We start from the raw sequence: 23477 nt of genomic DNA, 5'->3' as shown, positions 1-23477 counted from the left end.
TGGCGGTTTGCATCAGAAGCGCCAGATCACGTCGATGAACGCGCGGTGCATGTACGAATCAACCTGCTTGCCGTAGGCATCGCCCGGTTTGAACACACCGCCACGGAAGCGCACGAGGGCCGAAGGCTCGTCGATCGACTGGCTCAGCGCCGCCGGCAACAGGCCTTGCTTGAAGTACTTGGTGACGACCAGGTCCATCTCCTGACCGAGGTCCTTGTTGCCGTCTTCAAGCGGCAGCGAGGTGCTGGAAAGGATCGCGCCGGTGGCGTCGTCGGTGTTGTTTTCCACGGCGTTGATACCGTTGCTGCCGACTGGCTTGTTGCCGTCGACACGCCAGAACTTGTGGTAGATCAGGCTGGCGTCGTACTCGTCGTTGACCATCCACGAACCGAACAGGGTCGCGGTCTGCATGTTGTTCATTTCGCCACGGAACGCTTCGCCGAAACGGTGAACACGCGAGCGGGTACCGGTGTAGTTGGAGCGGTTGCTCTCCAGACCGGTCTGCTCGTAATCGGCGCTGGCGCGGGCATAGGCACCGCCGACTTGCCATTGCGGATCGAGGCGCAGACGCACACCGATGTCGGTGGCCCAGCCGTTGACGTCATCGCTGCGCTTGGCTTGTGCCGGGCGCGAACCATCGGCGTTCAGCGCGTTGACCGTGTCGCGGTCGCCGCTCATGCCGGTGATGCTGCCCCAGTAGTTGACGGTGTTGGTGTTGCGCCAGTTGTAGGCGTCGCTGTCAGCGGTCAGGCCGATCCAGCTGATGTCGCCGTTCTCGGTCTTGTCCAGCGAGTCGCGCGGGACGCCCGGTTCGGCGTAATCGAGTTTGCCGTCATCGTGGGTGTGATGACCGCGAATGCCGACCCAGTTGCCCGGCGTCCACTGATAGGCCGCATCGGCGTAGGCGTGCAGGCGATCCTTGTCTTTCGGCGCCAGCTCTTTGAGGTCGGTGCGGTATTCGCTGAAGCGTTCGGCGACACCGGCGTTGGCGCGCAACAGAGTGGTGTCGAAGGTCCAGTTCAGCGCTTCGATGTTGGTGTCGCGCCACTGGCCGTCGTCATTGCGCAGGCGCTGGCGACCGAACTTGAGCATCTCGCCCGGGTACGGGGTGAGGCCGCTGTAGCCGACCCAGAACTCGCGCATCGCCAAGTAGTTTTTCTTGGTTTTACGATCACTGTTGTCGGTGGCTTGTTCACCGTCGGATTGTTGCAGGGTGTCGGTTTCGATGATGTCGGTCGAGGTCACGGCCTGGCCCATGGCGTAGGCGCTCCACGCGCCGCTTTCGCCGTAGATCCACGGACGCAGGTCGAGGCCGACGCCGTTGACGTCGCCGCCGCTGGCGGTGCCGAGGTCACGGTCGTCTTCGGACTGGCCGGTGACTTTCACTTCCAGGCCGAAGTTCTTGGTTTCAGTCATCGCGGCCAGTGTCGGGCAAGACCAGATCAGCGCGAACGAAAGGCCAATGCCGGCCTTCACGAATGGATTGAGCTTCATAGTTTTTCCTCGCCGTCTTCTTCTTGCAGGGCGTGCAGTTGCAGCGTGTTCGGGTTCAGAGCGCCACGGCTGGCTTGCTCTTGTTGCAGCAGACGTTGCGCTTCGGCGAGACGCTCGGGCGGCAGTTGCGCGGCGAGGGTGGTCGCCAGCTCATCGGCTTGCGGAGTGTTTTGCGCCTTGGCCAGTTGGCTGAACACGTAGGCGTTGACCGGGTCGGGTTTGGTGCCCTTGCCTTGGGAGAACAGTTGGGCGATGGCGAAGTCGGCGCTGTTCTGGCCGTTGCGCGCAGCGGTCAGCAAGTGGTCGAGGGCTTTCTGCGGATAGACCTTGCCGAGGTAGCCACGGCGATAAATCTGGCCGAGGTAGTAGTCGGCGGCGACTTCGCGGCCAACGGCTTTCTGGAAATGTTCTTCGGCGACTTTGGCGTCGGCCGGGACCATTTTGCCTTCGTAGTAGAGCTTGCCCAGCAACAGTTCGGCGCGCGGCTGGTCGGCGGCGCGGCCGTTGTCGAGGTACTTCATCATCTGATCGACGTCGCCCAGTTCCGGGTAGTCGTAGAGCAATTGCGCGAGGGTCACCCACGACGCCGGGTAGCCCGGAGCGATCGGCTCGAGCAGCGACTGCGCGGTTTTTTCGTCGGGCTTGCCCAGGGTCGAATCGGCCAGGACACGGGCGACGGAATCGACTCGCTGTGCGGTGACAGTGCCACGGCTGTAACCGGCCTGCATCTGCTTGATCAACTCGGCTTGCTGTTCTGGCTGGGCACGTTTCTGATAGACCGTGGCCAGTTCGACGTAGCAGATGTCGGTGGTGTTGAGCGCGGCTTTGCAGATCTTTTCCACGTCATCCAGGTGCTGGTCGTAAGTGCCCTGAGTGCGATACAGCAGCACCTGCGCCAGACCCGCTTCCGGGTAGCCGGATTTGCGCCACTGATCGATCTGCTGCTGCGCGTTGATGTTCGGGAAACTGTGCGGGTATTGCAGGTACAGCATCGCCAGCGGGATCAACGTATTGCCTTCGCCATTGGCGGCGGCTTTTTTCAGCAGGCTTTCGGCTTCGTGGTGTTCGGCTTCGGTAGAACCCGGTTTGGCCACCAGCAGGCGACCAAGACGCGCCTGAGCACGCGGCGAAACACTGGCGGCGGCGCGGTAAGTCGCTTCGGCCTGTTTCATTTGCGCAGGGTCGCGGCTGTCGACCTGGATATCGGCGAGGCCGACTTGCGCTTCGCTGTAACCCAGATCGGCCAGTTGCTGATAATTCTGCGCGGCGGTGGCGGTGTCGCCACGCTTGAGCGCTTCGTTGGCGAGGCGCTGATCGGGCAGGCCGGCACAACCGGCCAGACTCACCGCCAATGCCAAGGCACACACCGTCCCCATGTAGGAGTGAGCCTGCTCGCGATGCAGGCGATGCGGTACATCAGACACACCGCGCTGATCCAATCGCTGGCAGGCCAGCTCCCACAGGGATCGCGGTGTTTTCAGGATGGGTGGAGTAGTCACAGGCATGTCCTCGACTTAAAGACCGGCAGCCATGGCTTTGTCGATCAGCCAGTTCAGGTTCGGGCCACGGTCACTGTTCACTTCCACCGGGCGGCCGGCGAGGCTGCTGTCGAGCGGCTCGTCAGGCTGGATCTGTACGCGGATATCGGAGGACAGGTCGGCGCTTTTCAGGCTGGTGCTGCTGACGATCTTGCCGGTGCGGGTCTTGTCTTCGCCGGCGATCTGGAAGCTCACCGGAGTACCCGGACGCACGTCGCCGAACTGGCGATAGGAGAAGCGTGCATCGACGGTGGCCTGGGTGTTGCGCGGCACCAGTTGGAAGATCACATCGCCTTTGCTTGCGTACTGACCGTCCGCCACCAGTTGCTGGGCCACGGTGCAATCGCACGGCGAAGTCAGGGTGCCGGTCATTTGCTTGCCGAACAGTTCTTCAACCTTGGCCGGCGACAGTTGATCTTCTTCCAGATGGCCCTTGAGCACGTCGAGCATGCTGGTGCTGAAGGTCGCCAGTGGCGCGCCTTTCGCCGCAACGCCGTCGGACTTGACCAGGCTCTGCACGGTGCCGTCGCGCGGCATGGTGATGTTCATCCCCGGCACGCTGACCAGACCGGCCTGCGCGTGACTGACGAAGTACATGCCATACACCGATTTGAAAATGAAACCCGCCGCGACCAGACCGACCGCGAAGATACCGGCGCTGAAGGTCACTGCTTTCAGTCGGCCGAACGGGGTCATGCCGGAGCCGCCGTCCTTGACCTTGCGTGCCTTGGTGAAGTTGTCGCGCTGCAGGGTTGCCAGCACTTCGCCGATGCTGACGATGTCGCCAGCCAGGTGCGAAGTGATCAGGTGGCGCAGGGTGGAAATGTCCTGCTGCTCAAGGTTCTGGAACTGGCAACCGACGCGACCGGTCGGGCGGTCGTAGGAACGCACTTGCAGTTCAACGTCCATCGCCAGGCCAAGGTTGTCGATGACAAATTGCAGACGCGCCTTGTACACCTCGCCGATGGTCAGCGGCATCTGCCCGGCGTTGAACGCCAGACCACCGGCGGACAGGTCAAGCACCCGCGCTTCTACCGGGGTCCGGTCGGGACCGAAGAAGCGCAGTTTGGCCGGGATTTTCACACGGGCGTGTTGGCGCTGGGCTTCGGATTCATGCACTACGTTGGCGTTGACGGCGGTATTCATAGGGGCGATTTCCTTGTTAATTCAATAGGGGCGGGTCAGACCATCATCAGCAGCACGGCGACGAAAATGCTGCCGGCGGAGAAGGTCATGGTCCGAGACGACCAGGTGTTGAACCAACGTTGAAAGCTGGCGAGATCACGGGTCAGGGATGTGGGTTGGCGAGTCCAGGATTGTTGGTCGAGGCGGAAGAACACGTAGATCTTCACCAGCGCGCCGACGATCTGGTTGTAATAAAGAATTGCCGGGTAAGCCGGGCCGATGCGGTGACCGGAGCACGACAACAGCAGGGTCAGGATCAGGCGGGTGATGCCGATCCACAGCAGGTAAACGAGGATGAACGCGGTGCCGTATTTGAAGCTGGCGATGATCGCCACGGTCAGGCCGAGCAAGGACGTCCACATCGATACACGCTGATCGAACAGCACCACCGAGGTGAAGGCGCCGAGACGTTTCACACCCAGGCCCAGCGCTCGCGAGTTCTGCCGCAGATTGTTGCCGTACCAACGGAACATCAGTTTGCGGCTGGCTTTGATAAAGCTTTTTTCCGGCGGGTGTTCAACAGTGTTGATCGCCGCGTCAGGCACGTAAAAGGTGTCGTAACCGAGGCGCATCAGGCTGAACCAGCTCGACTTGTCGTCGCCGGTCAAAAACTTGAAACGGCCCAGACGCCAGTGTTGCAGCGAGTCGCTTTCAACGTCGGCGATGAATTCCGGGTTGGTCACCACAGTGGCGCGGAACACCGACATACGACCGGTCATGGTCAGCACGCGTTTGGACAGGGCCATCGAGCACATGTTGATGTGGCGCTGGGCGAAACGCAGCTTGTGCCATTCGCTCATGATGTAGCCGCCGCGCACTTCGCAGAATTCGTTGGTGGTCAGGCCGCCGACGTTGCCGAACAGCTGGAACCACGGCACGGTCTTGCGCACGGTGCCTTCGCCGAGCACGGTGTCGCCGTCGATCACGGCGACCACGGCGCGGTCGTCCGGCAGGTGACGGGAGATCGCGCGGAAACCATAGGCCAGGCCATCACGTTTGCCGGTGCCGGGAATGCGTACGAAGTCGAGTTTCACGCGGTCTGGCGGATTCATCCGCGCCCACAGTGCCTTGACCAGCAGCTCATCGGACATTTCGACGATCGAGCAAACCACGGTGGTCGGCAGCTCGCAGTCGATGGCTTCGCGGATCACCGAGCTGTAGACCTGCGCGGTGGTGAGCGCGTCGATCCGGAAACTGGTGACCATCAGGAACACATGCGACGGGTCCGCCGCTTTACCCAGCTTGCGCACTTTGCGGCGCAGATGCGGGTAAACGATGTAGAGAAAAATCATGCCGCGCACAAAGTGCGTTGCACCCATCGAGTAGCGCCAGATACCCACGGCGCCAATCAGGAAAATGAAGTCCTTCGACTCGGAGTCGAATGTGGACGTGGGCAGCATCAAGGCCAGGCCCATCAGCAGACTGAGATAAAAAAGCCAGCCGGCTGATTGCAGAAAAAAATGTTTGAGCTTGGTCATCAACGTCATCCGAAGGTGAGAAGGCTTCAAGCCGCAAGCTTCGAGCTGCAAGCGGAACGCTTTGGCTTGCAGCTCGAGGCTTGTCGCTTAGGGCTGCTTTACCAGCAGATACCTTCGGTGCGAGTACCGGCGTCGGTGGCTTTGGCCATGAAGCCCACCAGGTCGATGACCTGTTTGCCGTGCGGCGCTTGCTGCGCCAACGGGCGGAACTTCTCGTCGCGGTTGCCGAGGATGATCACGTCGGAGTTGTCGATCACCGAATCGAAGTCCGCGTTGAGCAGGGACGAAACGTGCGGGATCTTCGACTCGATGTAGTCCTTGTTCGCGCCGTGAACACGGGCGTACTCGACGTTGCTGTCGTAGATGCTCAGGTCGTAACCCTTGCCGATCAGCATCTCGGCCAGCTCTACCAGCGGGCTTTCGCGCAGGTCGTCGGTGCCGGCCTTGAAGCTCAGACCGAGCAGGGCGACTTTGCGTTTGTCGTGGCTTTCAACGATGTCGAAGGCGTTCTGCACTTGCGATTCGTTGCTGCGCATCAGCGAGTTGAGCAGCGGCGCTTCGACGTCCAGCGAACCGGCGCGGTAGGTCAGGGCACGCACGTCTTTCGGCAGGCACGAGCCGCCGAAGGCGAAGCCTGGGCGCATGTAGTACTGGGACAGGTTGAGGGTCTTGTCCTGGCAGACCACGTCCATCACTTCACGGCCATCGACGCCGACGGCTTTGGCGATGTTGCCGATCTCGTTGGCGAAGGTCACTTTGGTCGCGTGCCAGACGTTGCAGGTGTACTTGATCATCTCGGCAACGGCGATGTCCTTGCGGATGATCGGTGCGTCGAGTTCTTCGTACAGCGATTGCAGAACGTCGCCCGAGGCCTTGTCGAACTCGCCGATGACGGTCATCGGTGGCAGGTCGTAATCGGCAATGGCGGTGGATTCACGCAGGAACTCAGGGTTGACCGCAACGCCGAAGTCGACACCGGCCTTCTTGCCCGAGCAGTCTTCGAGAATCGGGATCACCACGTTGGCAACAGTGCCCGGCAGCACGGTGCTGCGCACGACGATGGTGTGGCGAGTGGTTTTTTCACGCAGAACAAAACCGATCTCGCGGCATACCGCTTCGATGTAGTTCAGTTCGAGGTCGCCGTTCTTTTTGCTCGGCGTGCCAACGCAGATCATCGACAGGTCGGTGTCACGAATCGCTTCGGCGAAGTTGGTCGTGCCACGCAGACGACCGGTCTGGATACCCTGTTGCAGAAGTTCGCCCAGGCCCGGTTCAACAATTGGCGACTTGCCGGCGTTGATCATGTCGATCTTGTCTTTGGCAACATCGACGCCAACTACGTCATGGCCCCGTGCAGACAGGCAACCGGCACATACTGCGCCAACGTAACCCAAACCAAATATGCTGATGCGCATCGCAATTACCTCTGTATATATCAGGCCTTAGAAGGCCGGAGTTAATGGTGTTCAGCGTTCATTAGTGCACTCGAAAGTGCGGAATACAGGCGCCACAATGCCGTGTGCAGGCATACTAAGTTCCGAGTGTCTAAATAAGTGCACTCAAGATGTGCGCAACCAGGCCTTGTTGTTATGACTTGCCCTGTTATGCAGCCGATCTTCTTTGGAGAAGACTCTTGTGCAATCGTCTTGCGCGCTCGATGTCAGGATTAAAGTCCCGTGAATCAAGCGGTTGGGTGCTCAGGCGAGCACGTTTATAAGGGCGCGGCCATGGCCTTTGTAGGGGATATAAATGGTGCGTATCTCCTGTCCATCGTCTGTTTTGAGACTAGTTAGTCATCTAGGCAAGTTGCTGTGACAACTTGGTTACATGGCTATCTGCTCTGCGTAAGTTATCTCGTACAAACTCGGCGAGAATCGTTACCGGTGGTATGAGCTATGCATTCGGACGAAGTTCCTGCCCGCTCATCGCGAAAACTGAAATTTCTTGAAATATTGTCAGAGATGGCACTAGTCTCAATTTGATAGCACTTTCGTTTTCGACCTTTAATAACAGGCGAAAAATCACGTTAGATAGTTTTGTGCCACTACGGTGAAAAAATTTAGGTGCCACTACTGAAAAAAATGATCAGTGTCGAGTGAAACTAATCTTAGAAAAGACAGGGAGGATTTTTTGGCGCCAGTAAAGTGGCGAAATAAGGCGAGGGATTTTTGACAGCGTGCAGGCTGCACGACTCTTTATGGAAAGAGTCGTGCAATAGGCATGCTTTATTCGGGGGCGTGGTCGCGTAAAAACACCAGATTGTCGGGTTTCGACTGTTCGGCGCTGTAGCGATAACCCTGCACATCGAACTGCTTGAGCAGGGCCGGATCGTTGATCTTTTCCTGAATCACGAAACGGCTCATCAGGCCCCGCGCTTTCTTCGCGTAGAAGCTGATGATCTTGTACTGGCCGTTCTTCTGGTCCTTGAACTCGGTGTTGATGATCCGCGCGTTCAACGCCGTGCGTTTGACTGCCGAGAAGTACTCGTTGGAAGCGAGGTTGAGCAGCACGTCATCGCCCTGATCGGCCAGTGCTTCGTTCAACCACTCGCTGATGCGCGTGCCCCAGAAGGCGTACAGATCTTTGCCACGGGCGTTGGCCAGTTTGGTGCCCATTTCCAGACGGTACGGCTGCATCAGGTCGAGCGGGCGCAGCAGGCCGTAGAGGCCGGAGAGCATACGCAAGTGTTTTTGCGCGTAGTCGAAGTTGGCTTCGCTGAAGGATTGCGCGTCGAGACCGGTATAGACGTCGCCCTTGAACGCGAGCAGCGCCTGCTTGGCGTTCTCCGGGGTGAACGCGGGTGTCCAGCTGCCGAAACGCGCGGCGTTGAGCCCGCCGATCTTGTCTGACACGTGCATCAGTTCGCTGATCTGCGCCGGCGTCAGGTCGCGCAGTTGCTGGATCAGTTCCTGGGAATGGTCGAGGTACTGCGGCTGAGTGAAGCGCTGGGTCGCCGGCGGTGTTTCGTAATCGAGGGTCTTGGCGGGGGAAATCACCATCAGCATGAAGTCGTCTCCTTTAATCGTGGGGGCGATTCTAGGGGGTTGTCCGAGTTGACTCCAGCTATGAGCGTGATAGGTGATCGGCGGTGTCATGGAACAAGATCGCAGCCTTCGGCAGCTCCTACAGATTGTGCTCGACATGAAATCGCAATGATTCAATGGAGGCACAGGTAGGAGCTGCCGAAGGCTGCGATCTTTTGATCTTTCTTTTGATCCACCCGCGATATAGTGCCGCGCGGGTTTTGTTATGGAGACATCCCTTTTGCGCATTGTTCTTTTATTCACCGCGTGGCTGTTGAGCTTTGGTGCTGTCGCGGCGCCGGGTGATGTGGCGACGCTGGATCGCAGCACCTGGCCGGAGCAGCTCAGCAATCCGACGCTGTTTGATGTGGCTTCACGGGCAGAAATCCTCATGTTCGCCCGTGGTCTGCTCGGTACCGAATCGATGGACGAAGCCGCTTTGGCTCAGCGTCTGGGCCTGCGCACGATCAACATCGACGCGATCAACAGCCTGCGCCAGCGTCTCTGGCAGCGCTTGTTGGCCAACTACAACTACGCCCAGCAAAGCTGCGATCAGGACGCCTCGTTCTGTTTCCTCGTCGAAGACCTGCCGACCCTGCGTGAGCAAGCCGCCAAGTTCGTGGTCAGTGACGACAGCTATTACACCAAGTGGGCCGAACCGAGCCGGATCTTCCATTTGCAGTATCTGGATGAGTTGATGCGCAAGGCTGCGTTGTCGCCGCAGACCAGCAACGAATTCGATCGTTTCGGTGACTACGAGCGTAATGGCGACGAGATGCACGACCGGTTGTTTCTGCTGACGTTCGACAGCGCCGCCAACGTGCAACCGGACAACACCGAGTGGCTCACCGAGTACCTGCGCAAGGCAAACCTGAGCGGCACGTTCTTTGTGTTGGGCAAGGATATCCAGGCGCGGCTGGCCGATCGTTCAGTCAGCAGTCTGCAGGCGGGCTTTTCGAAACAGTGCGTCGGCGTGCAGGGTTGGGAGTTCCGTTCCCACAGCCACTGGCAGGACTGGCAGGACTCGGTGCGGCGCAGCGCCGATCTGGTGAAGAACAAATTGCCGGAAAACTACGTACCGCTGTTCCGTCCGCCAGAAGGGCAACGCCGCAGCGATGCGCAAGGTTTCTTCAACACCCAGGGCTTGCAAGTGGCGCTGTGGGACATCGACGCCCAGGACGGCGCCGGCAAACTCAAGGGCTCAGCGAGCGCGCAGCGGGTACTGACCCTGATGCTGTTGTGGCGCCATGGGGTGATCAATTTCAACATGAAACAGGACGCGGTGAGGACCTCGTTGCCGTGGCTGATCACGCAAACCGCGCAGAGCGGCATCGGTTGGGAAGATTGTCAGGACGCGTTTCGCTGAGAAACGGCAAAAGCCCGGAAACATTGGGCTTGGGGTGATTTTTTACGGGATTTCGGTGCAGGCGGACTTCCGACTTTAGCGGGGTCTGGGCAGTCCGCCAAGGGCTTTTCGTCACTCTGCAAAATAAACTTAAAAAAACCGTCAAAGTACTTTTTTATGTCATCGGTTTTGGAGTATTACGAAGACAGACCGCCGAAACCTGCAACACAGGTGGCGTCTTCCAAGACCCGTTTGTTTGCAGTCACTTGAATCTCCGCAGGTGAGATTTCGGCAGTCACTTCGAGGCGCAGCACCGCTCAGGTATTGCGTCTACTGGCTCTGACAAAGGTGACCGAGTATGGATGATCACGGACGTAGCCCTTCCTCCAACCAGCCAATCCTTTATGTACTCGATACCAACGTATTGATTCACGATCCAAACGCCCTGCTGAATTTCGAAGAACACCACGTCGCGATCCCGATGACCGTGCTTGAAGAGCTGGACAAGCTCAAGAGCGGGCATCACAGCGTGGCCGCTGAATGCCGTCAGGCCATCCGGCTGATCGACAAGACCCTGGGCGATGCGTCCCCGGAAGACGTCGAACTGGGTGTGCCGATCCAGCGCGGCAAGGGCGGGCCGAAGGGCTTGCTGTCGATTCTGATGAGCAAACAGGCCGAATCGAATCTGATTCTGCCGGAGCATCTGAACGACAACAAAATCATCAACCAGCTGATCGACCTGCACACCCGCGACCCGAAAAAACCGGTGGTGCTGGTCACCAAAGACATCAACATGCGCCTGAAGGCGCGCGCCTGCGGTATCGCCTCCGAGGACTACAGCACCGACCAACTGGTCGACGACGTGTCCCTGCTGCCCAACGGCTACCACAACATGACCGGCTCTTTCTGGGACCGCGTGAGCAAGGTCGACACCCGCCAGGATCACGGCCGCACCTGGCATCAAGTGCAACTGATCGACAACCTGCCGGCGGTGCACATCAACGAGTTCATCATTGATGAACAGGGCTTTGTCGGCTGGATCAAGGAGATCGAAGAGGACAAGCTGCTGATCCTCGACCTGCATCAGGAACCGCTGCTGCATCAAGAAGCCTGGGGTCTCAAGCCTCGCGACATCTATCAAAGTCTGGCGCTGTACGCGCTGCTGGATCCGGACATTCATCTGGTCAACCTGTCGGGTGCCGCCGGTTCCGGTAAAACCATTCTGGCGCTGGCCGCTGCGATCGAGCAGACCATGGTCAGCAAACGTTATCGCCGAATCATCGCCACTCGCAGCGTGCAGGGCCTGGATCAGGAAATCGGCTTCCTGCCCGGCACCGAAGCGGAAAAAATGGAGCCTTGGCTGGGCGCCATCACCGACAACCTCGAAGCCTTGCACATGGATGACGAAAACACCCATGGCAGCGTCGACTACATCCTCAGCAAAGTGCCGTTGCAGTTCAAATCGCTCAACTACATTCGCGGGCGCAGCTTCCAGCAGAGCCTGATCCTGATCGACGAATGCCAGAACCTCACGCCGCACCAGATGAAAACCATCATCACCCGTGCCGGCGCCGGTTCCAAAGTGGTGTGCCTGGGCAACCTCGCACAGATCGACACCCCTTACCTGTCCGCGACCAGCTCCGGGCTGACCTACCTGACCGAACGCTTCAAGGATTTCCCCAACGGTGTGCACATCACCCTGCAAGGGGTGCCTCGCTCGATTCTGGCTGAATACGCCGAAACCCACCTGTAAAACAGCTGCAAGATTCAAGCTGCAAGCGGCAAGATACAAGCGTAGAGAGTGTTTCTCTCATACCCTTGTAGCTTGCCGCTTAATGCTTGCAACTGCTTAAATGCTGCCATTCCATACCCTGCAGACTACTGCGCTTTTCACTTGCCGCTTGTAGCTTGCCGCTCGCAGCTGCCTCAAGGAGGCCCCCGTGCTGACTCATCTCGATTCCCAAGGTCGCGCCAACATGGTCGACGTCACCGAAAAAGCCGTGACGTTCCGTGAAGCGACGGCCCAAGCGCTGGTGCGCATGCTCCCCGCAACGCTGCAGATGATCGTCAGCGGCGGCCATCCCAAGGGTGACGTGTTCGCCGTGGCGCGCATTGCCGGCATTCAAGCGGCGAAGAAAACCAGCGATCTGATTCCCCTGTGCCATCCGTTGATGCTCACCGGCGTCAAAGTCGAACTCAGTGCCGACGGCGAAGACACTGTGCGCATCGTCGCCCGTTGCAAACTGTCCGGGCAGACCGGTGTGGAAATGGAAGCACTGACTGCCGCCAGCGTCGCAGCGCTGACCATCTACGACATGTGCAAAGCCGTCGATCGCGGCATGACCATCGAAAGCGTGCGCCTGCTGGAGAAGGTCGGCGGCAAGAGCGGGCACTTCCAGGCGGAGCAGCCATGAACCTGACCGTGAGGTTTTTTGCCCGTTACCGTGAAGCGCTGGGCGTGGATTCGGTAAAGGTCGAAGGTGATTTCGCCACTGTCGATGATGTGCGTGCACATGTTCTTCAAATGCAGACGCAACGGGACGGCGCCGAGGTGCTGAGCGAGCAGAACCTGATGTGCGCGCGCAACGAAGACCTCTGCCAGCTCGACGAGCCAGTGGTCGACGGCGACGAAGTGGCGTTTTTCCCCACTGTGACCGGAGGCTGAGCCATGGCGATTCGCGTGCAGGCCACGCCGTTCGATCCGGGCGTTGAAGTCAACGCGATGCACGCGGCCAACGTCGGCGTCGGCGCGGTGGTGAGTTTTGTCGGCTACGTGCGCGACTTCAATGACGGCCTGGATGTGGCGGGGATGTTCCTCGAGCACTATCCGGGCATGACCGAAAAAGCCCTTGGCAAGATCGCCATCGAAGCCGAGCAGCGCTGGCCGCTGCTGAAACTGGAAGTGCTGCACCGCATCGGCGCGCTGGAACCGGGCGAACCGATCGTCTTCGTCGGCGCCGCCAGCGCCCATCGCCAGGCCGCGTTCGATGCCTGTGCCTTCGTCATGGACTACCTGAAAACCCGCGCACCGTTCTGGAAGAAAGAAAACACCAGCGACGGGCCGCGTTGGGTTGAAGGGCGCGACAGCGATCATGCTGCCGCCGATCGCTGGAAGAAATAAACCCTGAGTCGCCCTCTAGTCAGCCATCGCGAGCAGGCTCACTCCTACAATTGGAATGCGTTCCCCCTGTAGGAGTGAGCCTGCTCGCGATGACGTCATCTGCAACACCAAAAACCTCTGTCTTTGCCTGATTGACTGCCTATACATATAAGTCCAATATGGATTTATAAGTACAAAGAAGTGTCTCCCTCCGTTTCAGCTCTTTCTTGCCAAACCAACAACAACCCGCGAGAGAACGAACATGAAGAAACTCCCCCTTATCACCGGTCTGGCCCTCAGCCTGTTGGCCTCAGCCAGCGTGTTCGCCGCTGAGCAAACCCTGCGCATAGGCATCGAAGCCGCTTACCCGCCGTTCGCCTCGAAAACCGACAAAGGCGAAATCGTCGGTTTCGACTACGACATCGGCAATGCCCTGTGTGCGCAGATGAAGGTCAAGTGCGTGTGGGTCGAAGGTGAGTTCGACGGTCTGATTCCTTCGCTGAAAGTGAAGAAGATCGACATGGCGCTGTCCTCAATGACCATCAACGAAGACCGCAAGAAGTCGGTGGATTTCAGCCACAAGTACTACTTCACCTCGTCGCGGCTGGTGATGAAAGAAGGCGCCAGCGTTGACGATCAATACGCCAGCCTGAAGGGCAAGAATGTCGGCGTGCAGCGCGCGACCACCACTGATCGCTACGCCACCGAGGTGTTCGAGCCGAAGGGCATCAACGTCAAGCGCTACAGCAACAACGAAGAGATCTACATGGATCTGGCGGCAGGGCGGCTGGATGCGATTTTTGCCGACACCATTCCATTGAATGACTTTCTGTCGATGCCGCGTGGCAAGGGTTATGCGTTTGTCGGGCCTGAGTTGAAGGATCCGAAGTACGTGGGCGAGGGGGCGGGGATTGCAGTGCGCAAAGGCAATGCCGAACTGGTCAGCCAGTTGAATGGCGCCATCGATGGCATTCGCGCGAGTGGCGAGTATCAGAAGATTTCCGAGAAGTATTTCAAGTCTGATATTTACGGCGACTGATAGTCCGCTATCGCGAGCAGGCTCACTCCTACATTTGGAATGCGTTCCCCTGTAGGAGTGAGCCTGCTCGCGATGGCGTCAGAGAAATCACTGCAAATCTCTAGCCCTTCAATTCCTTCAAATGCTTGTACACCGTCGCCCGCCCCATGTTCAGCACATTGGCCACATAGTTCGAGGCGCTCTTGCCTTTGAACGCGCCTTCGGCGTGCAGCGCCAGCACCAGTTCACGCTTGTGATCGCGGGTCAGCACATTCAGGCTCAGTTGCCGTTCGCGCAGCCAGGCGTGGAGGAAGGTGTTGATGCGCTCCTGCCAGTCATCACGAAACAGTGAGTCCGGTTGTGGAATCAGCTTGCTCGGCGAGAGGAACAGGTCCAGCGCCGCCTTGGCATTTTCGAACAGCGAAATATTCAAGTTGATGCACAGCACCGCCAGTGGCAGGCCTTCACTGTCGCGCAGGACGCTGCTCAGGCTGCGAATCTTCTGGCCGTCCCAATTGAGCTTTTCGTACGGACCGATATTGCGGTCACTGACATCCTCACTGAGCATGTCTTCCAGCGATGAGTCGTCACCGATCTCGCGTTTGGACAGGTTGTTGGCGATGTAATCGACCTTCTGTGTGCGCAGGTCGTGCAGCACCACTTCGGCGTGCGGAAAGAACAGTGTGGCGATGGCATCGGCGATGGCACGGAAGTTATCCAGCGCCGGGTCGAATTCAGGGGCGGTCATGACAGTGGAGCTCCAGGCAGCGTCAACGCCCCCTTGATCAGGAGGCGTTGCGAGTGTGCCGCAATCCGTTGGGCGCGTCATCCGGATGGACGATCAGGCGAGGCGGGCAGGGGAGAGCATGGCGCTGCTCAGGCCGAAGTTGCGCAAGTGCTCGGGCAGTGGCTCGCCGCGCACCAACGCCGCGCTGGCCTGGCCCATTGCTGGCGAAGTCTGAATGCCGTAGCCACCTTGCGCGGCGACCCAGAACAATCCCGGCACTTGCGAATCGAAACCGCTGAGCAGATCACCGTCGCCGACGAAACTGCGCAGCCCGGCCCACGTGCGGGTCGGGCGGCGGATGGTCAGCGTCGTGGCTTCTTCGATCTGGTAAATGCCCATGGCGATGTCCAGTTCTTCCGGCTGCACATCGTGAGGTTCGACCGGGTCGGCGTTGGCGGGCGAGCCGAGGAACATGCCGGCGTCAGGCTTCATATAGAAGGATTCGTCGAGGCTGACCAGCATCGGCCAGTGATGAATGTCGACGCCTTCGGGGCCGGCGAAAATGAACGCGGCGCGGCGTTTCGGTTGCAGGCCCAGCGGCTTGGCACCTGCCAGTGCGCCGACCTTGTCGGCCCAGGCGCCGGCGGCGTTGATGATCACTGGTGCGCTGAAGGTCTGGCCGTTGGTTTGTACGTGCCAGAGGCCGTCGGCGTCGCGGTTCAGGCCGAGTACTTCGCAATCGGTGTGCACTTCGCCGTTATTGCGACGAATGCCACGCAGGTAGCCCTGATGCAGGGCGTCGGTGTCGATGTCGCTGGCACTTGGATCGTAGATCGCGCCGTGGACTTTTTCTCGGCGCAGGATCGGCAGGCGCGCGCAGGCTTCGTCGGCAGTGAGCGACTGCATCTCAGGGACTGTGGCTTTGGCGCTGAGGTATTGGTTGTTGAGTTCTGCGGGGTCACCGGTGAAATCGACGGTCATTTCGCCGCGTGGGGTCAGCAGTGGATGTTCGCAGAAACCGGCCGGTGGATGATCGAAAAACTCACGGCTGGCCTGGGTCAGTGCGCGCACTTGCGGTGTGCCGTAGGCAGCAGTGAACAGCGCGGCGGAGCGGCCGGTGGAGTGATAGGCCGGGTGCGATTCACGTTCGAGCACGATCACTTTGCCGTGGGGCGACAGCCAGAAACCGCTGGAAGCGCCGGCAATCCCGCCGCCGATGATGATGAAATCTGCCTGGCTCATGAGGTTCTCCATTGAGTACGCAATATCGAGGCGTTCGCGATCTCCTGTAGGAGTGAGCCTGCTCGCGATAGCGGTGTACCAGTCAACAATAATGCTGATTGTAAGACCGCTATCGCGAGCAGGCTCACTCCTACAGGGGGGATTTGTGGTGTTAGTGAGTTAAGTGATAAATCGCATTGGCGAGGGCTATGTCTTCCAGGCCCAGGCCGATTGAACGGAAGAACACGTGACGATCGTAATCCGGGCGCTGGACTTTCTCGCTGAGCAAGTCGGCGAGATCGCCGACAATCAAATCCTTGCTCCAGCCATGCTGTTCACTGGCAATCAGCATCTCACCCGCCGACCCCGGCGTGGTCAGACGATAGTCGCAGAACACCTGCATGTCGTTGAGACTCTGCGGCGGCACTTCGTGGGCGCGCGGGGCGTTGGTGCTGATCGAGGTGATCAGGGCCGGTTTGCTCAGCGCGGCAGGATCGATCACCGGGCCGGGGGACGAGGTGCACAGCATGATCACATCAGCCTCGGCAATGGACGCTTCACGGCTATCGGCAATTTTCAGATTGGGCGTGATGGCTTTCAACAGGGATTGGGTTTGAGCGTCGGCGGACAAGCTCGGCGAGTACAAACTGATGCTCTGCCAGTCACGCAGCGACCTGACGTAATGCAAATGCGCCTGAGCAACCTTGCCGCTACCAATGATTGCCAGTCGCGTGGCATTCACCGGAGCGAGGGCGTCGACCGCCACGGCCGTGGTCGCGGCGGTGCGCGCGGTGGTCAGTTCACCGGCATCGCAGAGCAGCAGCGGTTGACCGGTTTTCATCGACATCAACAAAGTCCATGCCGTGACCAACGGGCCTTGCTCGCGAACGATGTACGGCGAGGTCTTCACGCCGTACACGCCGTCCTCAGCCAGCACTCCCAGATAGTTGATGAAGTCGCCGGCACCTTGAGGAAACTCCACCAGTTGTTGCGCCGGTTGCACGGCATTACCCGCCGCAAGATCGCGAAACAGTTTGCGCAGAATCTGCGGCACGTCGATGCGCACCAGAAGCTCGCGGGCCTGATGCTGGTCGATCACGTAGGGCGTACTGGACATGTCAGGCTACGGAGTCTGTATTTAAACTAATTTGTCCATTATGGACATTTAGTTTTCTCTCGCAAGCACCTGATCAAACCCCGGGCGAAAAAAAAGCGCAGTCCGTTGCCGGCTGCGCTTCTTTTATTCGTATCGCTTACTGCGGACGCTTGCGCTCAACCGCACGCAGTAGGTGCGTCGGTGGCGTTTCGCAGCTGATCTTGCGACCGAGCTTTTCTTCGATGGACGGCAACTGATAGGAGTCGTCCTCACCGGCGAAGCTGATCGACACGCCATCGGCGCCAGCACGACCGGTCCGGCCGATGCGGTGCACGTAGTCGTCCGGGACTTCCGGCAGGGTGAAGTTGATCACGTGGCTGATGCCGTCGATGTGGATGCCGCGACCGGCTACATCGGTGGCGACCAGTACGCGAATCTTGCCTTCGCGGAAACCTTCCAGAGTCTTGATGCGCTTGTGCTGCGGCACGTCGCCGGACAACTGCGCAGCATTCACACCGTCGCGCACCAGACGTTCTTCGATGCGGCGGACTTCGTCCTTGCGGTTGGCGAAGACCATCACCCGCTCCCAGCCATTATCGTTGACCAGGTTGTAGAGCAATTTGTACTTGTCGGCACCGGCCACGGCGTAGATGTGTTGCTCGACGTTTTCGCTGGCGACGTTGGTGACTTCGATTTCGACGATGGACGGATCGGTCGTCCACTGCTTTGCGAGGTTCATCACGTCTTCGGTGAAGGTCGCGGAGAACAGCAGGGTCTGACGCTCGGACTTCGGCGGCGTCTGGCGAATGATCTGGCGTACTTGCGGGATGAAGCCCATGTCGAGCATGCGGTCGGCTTCGTCCAGCACCATCACTTCGACCATGTCCAGATGCACGTCGCCACGCTGGTTGAAGTCGAGCAGGCGGCCCGGGGTCGCGACGAGAATGTCGCAGTGTCGCGCTTCGAGGTGCTTGAGCTGCTTGTCGAAGTCCATGCCGCCAACAAACGTCATGACGTTGAGGCCGGTGTATTTGGTCAGGTCGGCGGCGTCCTTGGCGATCTGCACCACCAGCTCACGGGTCGGCGCGATGATCAGCGCACGGGGTTCGCCCATGTAGCGTTCTTTCGGCGGCGGCGTTTGCAACAGTTGGGTGATGATCGAAATCAGAAACGCGGCGGTTTTACCGGTGCCGGTCTGTGCGCGACCAATGGCGTCTTTGCCGGCGAGGGTGAAGCCCAGCACCTGCGCCTGGATCGGCGTGCAATACGGGAAGCCCAGATCCTGAATGGCGTGCATCAGTTCTGGCGACAGTTTGAAATCATGGAAGCGGGTTTTGCCTTCCTGTGGCTCGACGACGAAATCTTCGAGTTTCCACGGAATAACCGGTGCCTTGGGCTTCGGTTCGCGGCGCGGTCTGGCCGGTTTCGGCGCTTCGCTGCGGGCAGGTTCGGCGGCGATTGACGCGGCCGGTGCAGGTTGCGGTTCTGCCTTCGGTGCCGCTACGTGAGCGGGGCGGTCGGCCTGTGGGGCATCGCTGCGATGACCGGGGGCGTGCGACGGCGCACTGGGAACTGGTGCGAGCTGCTCAGCCTCGCTTTTACCGAACATCTTCTTGAGTGCTTTGAGCACGGTCATCTCATCAATTGGTTAAGGAATGTACGCCGGCCAGTGTAATGCAAGAAACGGGCGCGGCGTAGGGGGAGGGATCAAAGGGCGATTTTAATCTCGACGCTTAGCGCAGACGTTCGCTCAACCAGACGCCGATGTCGCGAATTTCCTCGGGTAACACTTCGTGCTCCATTGGGTATTCCTGCCATGTCACGGTGACACCATGCTTCACCAAATGCTCGTAGGCACTGCGGCCCATCGAGTTCTGCACCACGCCATCGAACTGACCGTGCAGACACAGCGCGGGAATCCGCTGCTGACTGGCTGAAAGCTGCATGTCATCGCTGAACGTCGGCGCATAAGTCGACAGAGCAAGTACACCACCCAGTGCGCCTTGCCATTTCACAAAAGCGGTGTGCAAAACGACAGCGCCACCCTGGGAAAAACCGGCAAGGAAAATCCGCGAGGCGTCTATTCCGCTGGCGCGCTCGTTTTCGATCAATTCGATGATGCGATCCGCCGATGCTTCCAACTGGTCACGGTCAATCGCCCGCGCCGGGCTCATGGCTTTAATGTCGTACCAGCTCGGCATGGCATATCCGCCATTTATCGTCACTGGAAGTGTGGGCGCCTGCGGCAGCACGAAGCGTGTGCTCAGCAAGCTTTCTTGCAGCGCTTCGGCCACTGGCAAAAAGTCATAGCGATCGGCGCCGAGGCCGTGCAGCCAGATCACGCAGGCGTCTGCGGGCTTAACAGGCTGAAGAATCAAGGGCTCGGTCATGTCTGCTCCAAATATGTGCGGGCGCTCTCATTGAGTGCGTGATTCGAGTGCGCGTCCGGTTGATCCGTTAAGAAGATGTCGCAAGGTTACAAGTTTTGCTATTGACCTGTCGCCGAATCGATTCGGTGAGCGGTGTGGTACGGGCTTTGCTATGGAAGGTTCTGTACGAAGCATCCTACGCGTGGCGGTAACACTATCAGTGTACGACCCGCGACGGGATGGCAAAGAATCCGGTGATGGATGTTCGCCAATGGCCGCTACGGGCTTAGCGAACGTGAAAGGGCTACAGCCCGTTCGGCCGATTGGTGAGAAGTGAGTTGTCCATGATGTGGATTTTCTCCTACTAGACTCATAGCGAAGGTCTTACGTCGGTTGACCCCAAAAAAAGCCAACACGGGTCAACAACGCCTCAAAAGGGTGCGACTGGACTCAAGCTCCGACACAACAAGAGCAAAACTGGAGGTTTGAATGAAGATGTTGAAATCCACCCTGGCCATCGTGACTGCAGCAACAGTACTCGGTGTCAGCGGGTTCGCTCAGGCGGGTGCAACCCTGGATGCAGTGCAGAAGAAAGGTTTCGTGCAGTGTGGCGTGAGCGACGGTCTGCCGGGCTTCTCGGTACCGGACGCGACCGGCAAGATCCTCGGGATCGACGCTGACGTCTGCCGCGCTGTGGCCGCTGCCGTATTCGGCGACGCGACCAAGGTCAAGTTCAGTCAGTTGAACGCCAAGGAGCGCTTCACCGCGCTGCAATCGGGCGAGATCGACATCCTGTCGCGCAACACCACCATGACCAGTTCGCGTGACGCGGGCATGGGCCTGAAATTCCCGGGCTTCATTACCTACTACGACGGCATCGGCTTCCTGGTGAACAACAAGCTGGGCGTGAAAAGTGCCAAAGAGCTGGACGGTGCAACCATCTGCATCCAGGCCGGTACCACCACCGAGCTGAACGTTTCCGACTACTTCCGTGGCAACGGTCTGAAATACACCCCGATCACTTTCGACACCTCCGATGAAAGCGCCAAGTCGCTGGAATCCGGTCGTTGCGACGTGCTGACCTCCGACAAGTCCCAGCTGTTCGCCCAGCGCTCCAAGCTGGCGTCTCCGAAGGACTACGTGGTTCTGCCGGAAACCATTTCCAAAGAACCGCTGGGCCCGGTCGTGCGTAACGGCGACGACGAGTGGCTGGCCATCGTCCGTTGGGTTGGCTACGCGCTGCTCAACACCGAAGAAGCCGGCATCACTTCGAAAAACGTCGAAGCTGAAGCCAAGTCGACCAAGAACCCGGACGTTGCCCGTATGCTCGGCGCTGACGGCGAGTACGGCAAAGACCTGAAACTGCCGAAAGACTGGGTTGTGCAGATCGTCAAACAAGTCGGCAACTACGGTGAAATCTTCGAGAAAAACCTCGGCAAGAGCACTCCGCTGGAAATCGACCGCGGCTTGAACGCCCTGTGGAACAACGGCGGCATTCAGTACGCACCACCAGTGCGCTAATGGTTCTATCACCCGGCGGGCCAACCGCCGGGTGATGTTCTTGTTCCATTTTTTCCGGGGCACTTCATGCAAAATTCAATCGGCGCACCAAAGCAGAGGCTCAGCCTCAGCGATCCACGAGTGCGTGCGTGGCTATTCCAGATCATCACCGTTGTGGCGGTGGTCTCGCTGGGCTGGTACTTGTTCGACAACACGCAAACCAACCTTCAGCACCGGGGCATTACCTCCGGTTTCGGCTTTCTGGAGCGCAGTGCCGGGTTCGGCATCGCTCAACACCTGATCGACTACACCGAAGCGGACAGCTATGCCCGCGTCTTTGTCATCGGTCTGCTTAACACTTTGTTGGTGACGGTGATCGGCGTGGTTCTGGCGACGATCCTCGGTTTCATCATCGGTGTGGCGCGGCTGTCGCAGAACTGGATCATCAGCAAACTGGCGACGGTGTATGTGGAAGTGTTCCGCAACATTCCACCGCTGCTGCAGATCCTGTTCTGGTACTTCGCGGTATTCCTGACCATGCCGGGGCCGCGCAACAGCCATAACTTCGGCGACACCTTTTTCGTCAGCAGCCGTGGCCTGAACATGCCGGCCGCGCTAGCGGCTGACGGTTTCTGGGCGTTCGTGATCAGCATCGTGGTGTCCATCGTCGGCATCGTGCTGATGACGCGCTGGGCCAACAAACGCTTTGAAGAAACCGGCGTGCCGTTCCACAAGTTCTGGGTAGGCCTGGCGATTCTGCTGGTGATCCCGACCTTGTGCGCACTGATCTTCGGCGCTCCGCTGCATTGGGAAATGCCCGAGCTCAAAGGCTTCAATTTTGTTGGCGGCTGGGTGCTGATCCCGGAGCTGCTTGCCTTGACCCTGGCCCTGACCGTGTACACCGCGGCGTTCATCGCCGAGATCGTGCGTTCCGGGATCAAGTCGGTCAGCCATGGCCAGACCGAAGCGGCGCGTTCCCTCGGCCTGCGCAACGGTCCGACCCTGCGCAAGGTGATCATTCCGCAAGCCCTGCGCGTGATCATTCCGCCGCTGACCAGCCAATACCTCAACCTGGCGAAAAACTCTTCGCTGGCGGCCGGTATCGGTTACCCGGAAATGGTGTCGCTGTTCGCCGGCACCGTGCTCAACCAGACCGGTCAAGCCATCGAGGTGATTGCCATCACCATGAGCGTGTACCTGGCGATCAGTATCAGCATTTCCCTGCTGATGAACTGGTACAACAAGCGCATTGCGCTGATCGAGCGGTAAGGAAAAGCGCATGAGTACTCATACTTTCAAACCCGACATGCCCCCACCGAACAGCAGTATCGGCGTGGTGGCGTGGATGCGCGCGAACATGTTCTCCAGCTGGCTCAACACCCTGCTGACCCTGTTTGCGTTCTACCTGATCTATCTCGTGGTGCCACCGATCCTCAGCTGGGCGATTGTCGATGCCAACTGGGTCGGCACCACCCGCGCCGACTGCACCAAGGAGGGCGCCTGCTGGGTGTTCATTCAGCAGCGTTTCGGCCAGTTCATGTACGGCTACTACCCGACGGAACTGCGCTGGCGCGTCGACCTGACCGTGTGGCTGGCGGTGATCGGCGCGGCGCCATTGTTCATCTCGCGTGTGCCGCGTAAAGCGATCTACGGGCTGAGCTTCCTGGTGTTGTACCCGATCATTGCGTTCACCCTGCTGCACGGCGGTTTCGGTCTGACCCCGGTGGCAACCAGCCAGTGGGGCGGCCTGATGCTGACCCTGGTGATCGCCACTGTCGGTATTGCCGGTGCTTTGCCGCTGGGGATTGTGCTGGCGCTGGGTCGACGTTCGAACATGCCGGCGATTCGTGTGGTCTGCGTGACCTTCATCGAGTTCTGGCGCGGCGTGCCGTTGATTACCGTGCTGTTCATGTCTTCGGTGATGCTGCCGCTGTTCCTGCCAGAAGGCATGAACTTCGACAAACTGCTGCGGGCACTGATCGGCGTGATCCTGTTCCAGTCGGCCTATGTCGCCGAAGTGGTGCGCGGTGGTCTGCAAGCGATCCCCAAAGGTCAGTACGAAGCGGCTGCAGCGATGGGCCTCGGTTACTGGCGCTCGATGGGCCTGGTGATTTTGCCGCAAGCCCTGAAGCTGGTGATTCCCGGCATCGTCAACACCTTCATTGCGCTGTTCAAGGACACCAGCCTTGTGATCATCATCGGCCTGTTTGACCTGCTCAACAGCGTCAAGCAAGCCGCTGCCGATCCGAAATGGCTGGGCATGGCCACCGAAGGCTACGTGTTCGCCGCCCTGGTGTTCTGGATTTTCTGTTTTGGTATGTCGCGCTATTCCATGCATCTGGAACGCAAGCTCGACACTGGCCACAAGCGTTAGGAGTTCTCT

General features: G+C 59.2%; 20 protein-coding genes. 9 read left to right on the top strand and 11 right to left on the bottom strand.

Translation table 11 applies throughout. The annotated features are described in order from the left end of the window. Positions 1-12: 12 nt before the first annotated feature. From CKW17_RS07685 to yaaA, 6 genes are all read right to left on the bottom strand, one after another. On the bottom strand, positions 13-1494 hold the full coding sequence (locus tag CKW17_RS07685; RefSeq protein ID WP_095119394.1) for an alginate export family protein: 1482 nt from the start codon (positions 1492-1494) through the stop codon (positions 13-15). Then, positions 1491-2999, bottom strand: a complete 1509-nt coding sequence (gene algK / locus CKW17_RS07680; protein WP_371850951.1) for an alginate biosynthesis TPR repeat lipoprotein AlgK — start codon at positions 2997-2999, stop codon at positions 1491-1493. The genes CKW17_RS07685 and algK overlap by 4 nt, the downstream gene beginning before the upstream one ends. Positions 3000-3008: 9 nt before the next feature. Beyond that, positions 3009-4178, bottom strand: coding sequence for an alginate biosynthesis protein Alg44 (locus CKW17_RS07675; protein ID WP_095119392.1), 1170 nt, complete (start codon positions 4176-4178; stop codon positions 3009-3011). 35 nt (positions 4179-4213) lie between these two features. Continuing rightward, positions 4214-5695 (bottom strand): mannuronan synthase, encoded by a 1482-nt coding sequence (alg8, locus tag CKW17_RS07670; protein ID WP_163004737.1) that lies wholly within the window; start codon positions 5693-5695, stop codon positions 4214-4216. 98 nt (positions 5696-5793) lie between these two features. Then, the gene (locus CKW17_RS07665; RefSeq protein WP_095119390.1) at positions 5794-7110 is read right to left on the bottom strand and encodes a nucleotide sugar dehydrogenase; all 1317 of its coding nucleotides are present in this window, start codon (positions 7108-7110) and stop codon (positions 5794-5796) included. An 810-nt stretch (positions 7111-7920) separates the two neighbouring features. After that, a complete protein-coding gene (gene yaaA, locus CKW17_RS07660; RefSeq protein WP_064118402.1) occupies positions 7921-8700 on the bottom strand; it encodes a peroxide stress protein YaaA in 780 nt (259 codons plus the stop codon). Positions 8701-8959: 259 nt separating this feature from the next. On the opposite strand from yaaA, the gene CKW17_RS07655 reads away from it, so the two are divergent. The 6 genes from CKW17_RS07655 (at position 8960) to CKW17_RS07630 (ending at position 14202) form a co-directional block, all read left to right on the top strand. Continuing rightward, positions 8960-10084, top strand: a complete 1125-nt coding sequence (locus CKW17_RS07655; protein WP_095119389.1) for a polysaccharide deacetylase family protein — start codon at positions 8960-8962, stop codon at positions 10082-10084. Between the two features lie 337 nt (positions 10085-10421). Next, entirely contained in the window at positions 10422-11816 is a 1395-nt protein-coding gene (locus tag CKW17_RS07650; RefSeq protein ID WP_095119388.1) for a PhoH family protein, read from the top strand. Positions 11817-12003: 187 nt separating this feature from the next. Continuing rightward, a complete protein-coding gene (gene moaC / locus CKW17_RS07645; protein ID WP_007914310.1) occupies positions 12004-12477 on the top strand; it encodes a cyclic pyranopterin monophosphate synthase MoaC in 474 nt (157 codons plus the stop codon). Then, positions 12474-12728, top strand: a complete 255-nt coding sequence (locus CKW17_RS07640; protein ID WP_095119387.1) for a MoaD/ThiS family protein — start codon at positions 12474-12476, stop codon at positions 12726-12728. Before moaC ends, CKW17_RS07640 begins: the two co-directional genes overlap by 4 nt. A gap of 3 nt (positions 12729-12731) precedes the next feature. Then, positions 12732-13184, top strand: coding sequence for a molybdopterin synthase catalytic subunit MoaE (moaE, locus tag CKW17_RS07635; protein WP_034154569.1), 453 nt, complete (start codon positions 12732-12734; stop codon positions 13182-13184). A 241-nt stretch (positions 13185-13425) separates the two neighbouring features. Further along, a complete protein-coding gene (locus tag CKW17_RS07630; RefSeq protein WP_095119386.1) occupies positions 13426-14202 on the top strand; it encodes an ABC transporter substrate-binding protein in 777 nt (258 codons plus the stop codon). A gap of 100 nt (positions 14203-14302) precedes the next feature. Here the strand turns inward: CKW17_RS07630 and CKW17_RS07625 are convergent, their stop codons facing one another. The 5 genes from CKW17_RS07625 to CKW17_RS07605 all read right to left on the bottom strand — a co-directional run bounded on the left by CKW17_RS07625 (position 14303) and on the right by CKW17_RS07605 (position 19615). Further along, entirely contained in the window at positions 14303-14929 is a 627-nt protein-coding gene (locus CKW17_RS07625) for a transcriptional regulator (protein WP_007914317.1), read from the bottom strand. Between the two features lie 93 nt (positions 14930-15022). Continuing rightward, complete coding sequence (locus tag CKW17_RS07620; RefSeq protein ID WP_095119385.1) at positions 15023-16150, bottom strand: FAD-binding oxidoreductase; 1128 nt, start codon at positions 16148-16150, stop codon at positions 15023-15025. Between the two features lie 151 nt (positions 16151-16301). Further along, a complete protein-coding gene (locus CKW17_RS07615; protein WP_095119384.1) occupies positions 16302-17246 on the bottom strand; it encodes an ornithine cyclodeaminase family protein in 945 nt (314 codons plus the stop codon). A 136-nt stretch (positions 17247-17382) separates the two neighbouring features. Beyond that, the gene (gene rhlB, locus CKW17_RS07610) at positions 17383-18861 is read right to left on the bottom strand and encodes an ATP-dependent RNA helicase RhlB (protein ID WP_095119383.1); all 1479 of its coding nucleotides are present in this window, start codon (positions 18859-18861) and stop codon (positions 17383-17385) included. Between the two features lie 97 nt (positions 18862-18958). Next, entirely contained in the window at positions 18959-19615 is a 657-nt protein-coding gene (locus CKW17_RS07605; protein ID WP_095119382.1) for an alpha/beta hydrolase, read from the bottom strand. 468 nt (positions 19616-20083) lie between these two features. On the opposite strand from CKW17_RS07605, the gene CKW17_RS07600 reads away from it, so the two are divergent. The 3 genes from CKW17_RS07600 to CKW17_RS07590 all read left to right on the top strand — a co-directional run bounded on the left by CKW17_RS07600 (position 20084) and on the right by CKW17_RS07590 (position 23468). Next, positions 20084-21115, top strand: a complete 1032-nt coding sequence (locus CKW17_RS07600; protein WP_007914328.1) for an amino acid ABC transporter substrate-binding protein — start codon at positions 20084-20086, stop codon at positions 21113-21115. Positions 21116-21181: 66 nt separating this feature from the next. Then, entirely contained in the window at positions 21182-22363 is a 1182-nt protein-coding gene (locus tag CKW17_RS07595; RefSeq protein ID WP_095119381.1) for an amino acid ABC transporter permease, read from the top strand. 10 nt (positions 22364-22373) lie between these two features. Further along, positions 22374-23468, top strand: coding sequence for an amino acid ABC transporter permease (locus CKW17_RS07590; RefSeq protein ID WP_007949911.1), 1095 nt, complete (start codon positions 22374-22376; stop codon positions 23466-23468). The last annotated feature ends 9 nt before the right edge of the window (positions 23469-23477 follow it).

Origin of the sequence: Pseudomonas sp. Irchel s3f10, from assembly GCF_900187515.1 — a bacterium.
In the GTDB taxonomy this organism is placed as follows: domain Bacteria; phylum Pseudomonadota; class Gammaproteobacteria; order Pseudomonadales; family Pseudomonadaceae; genus Aquipseudomonas; species Aquipseudomonas tensinigenes.
Note: the sequence above shows the minus strand (reverse complement) of the source record. Positions and strands in the feature narration are given on the sequence as shown.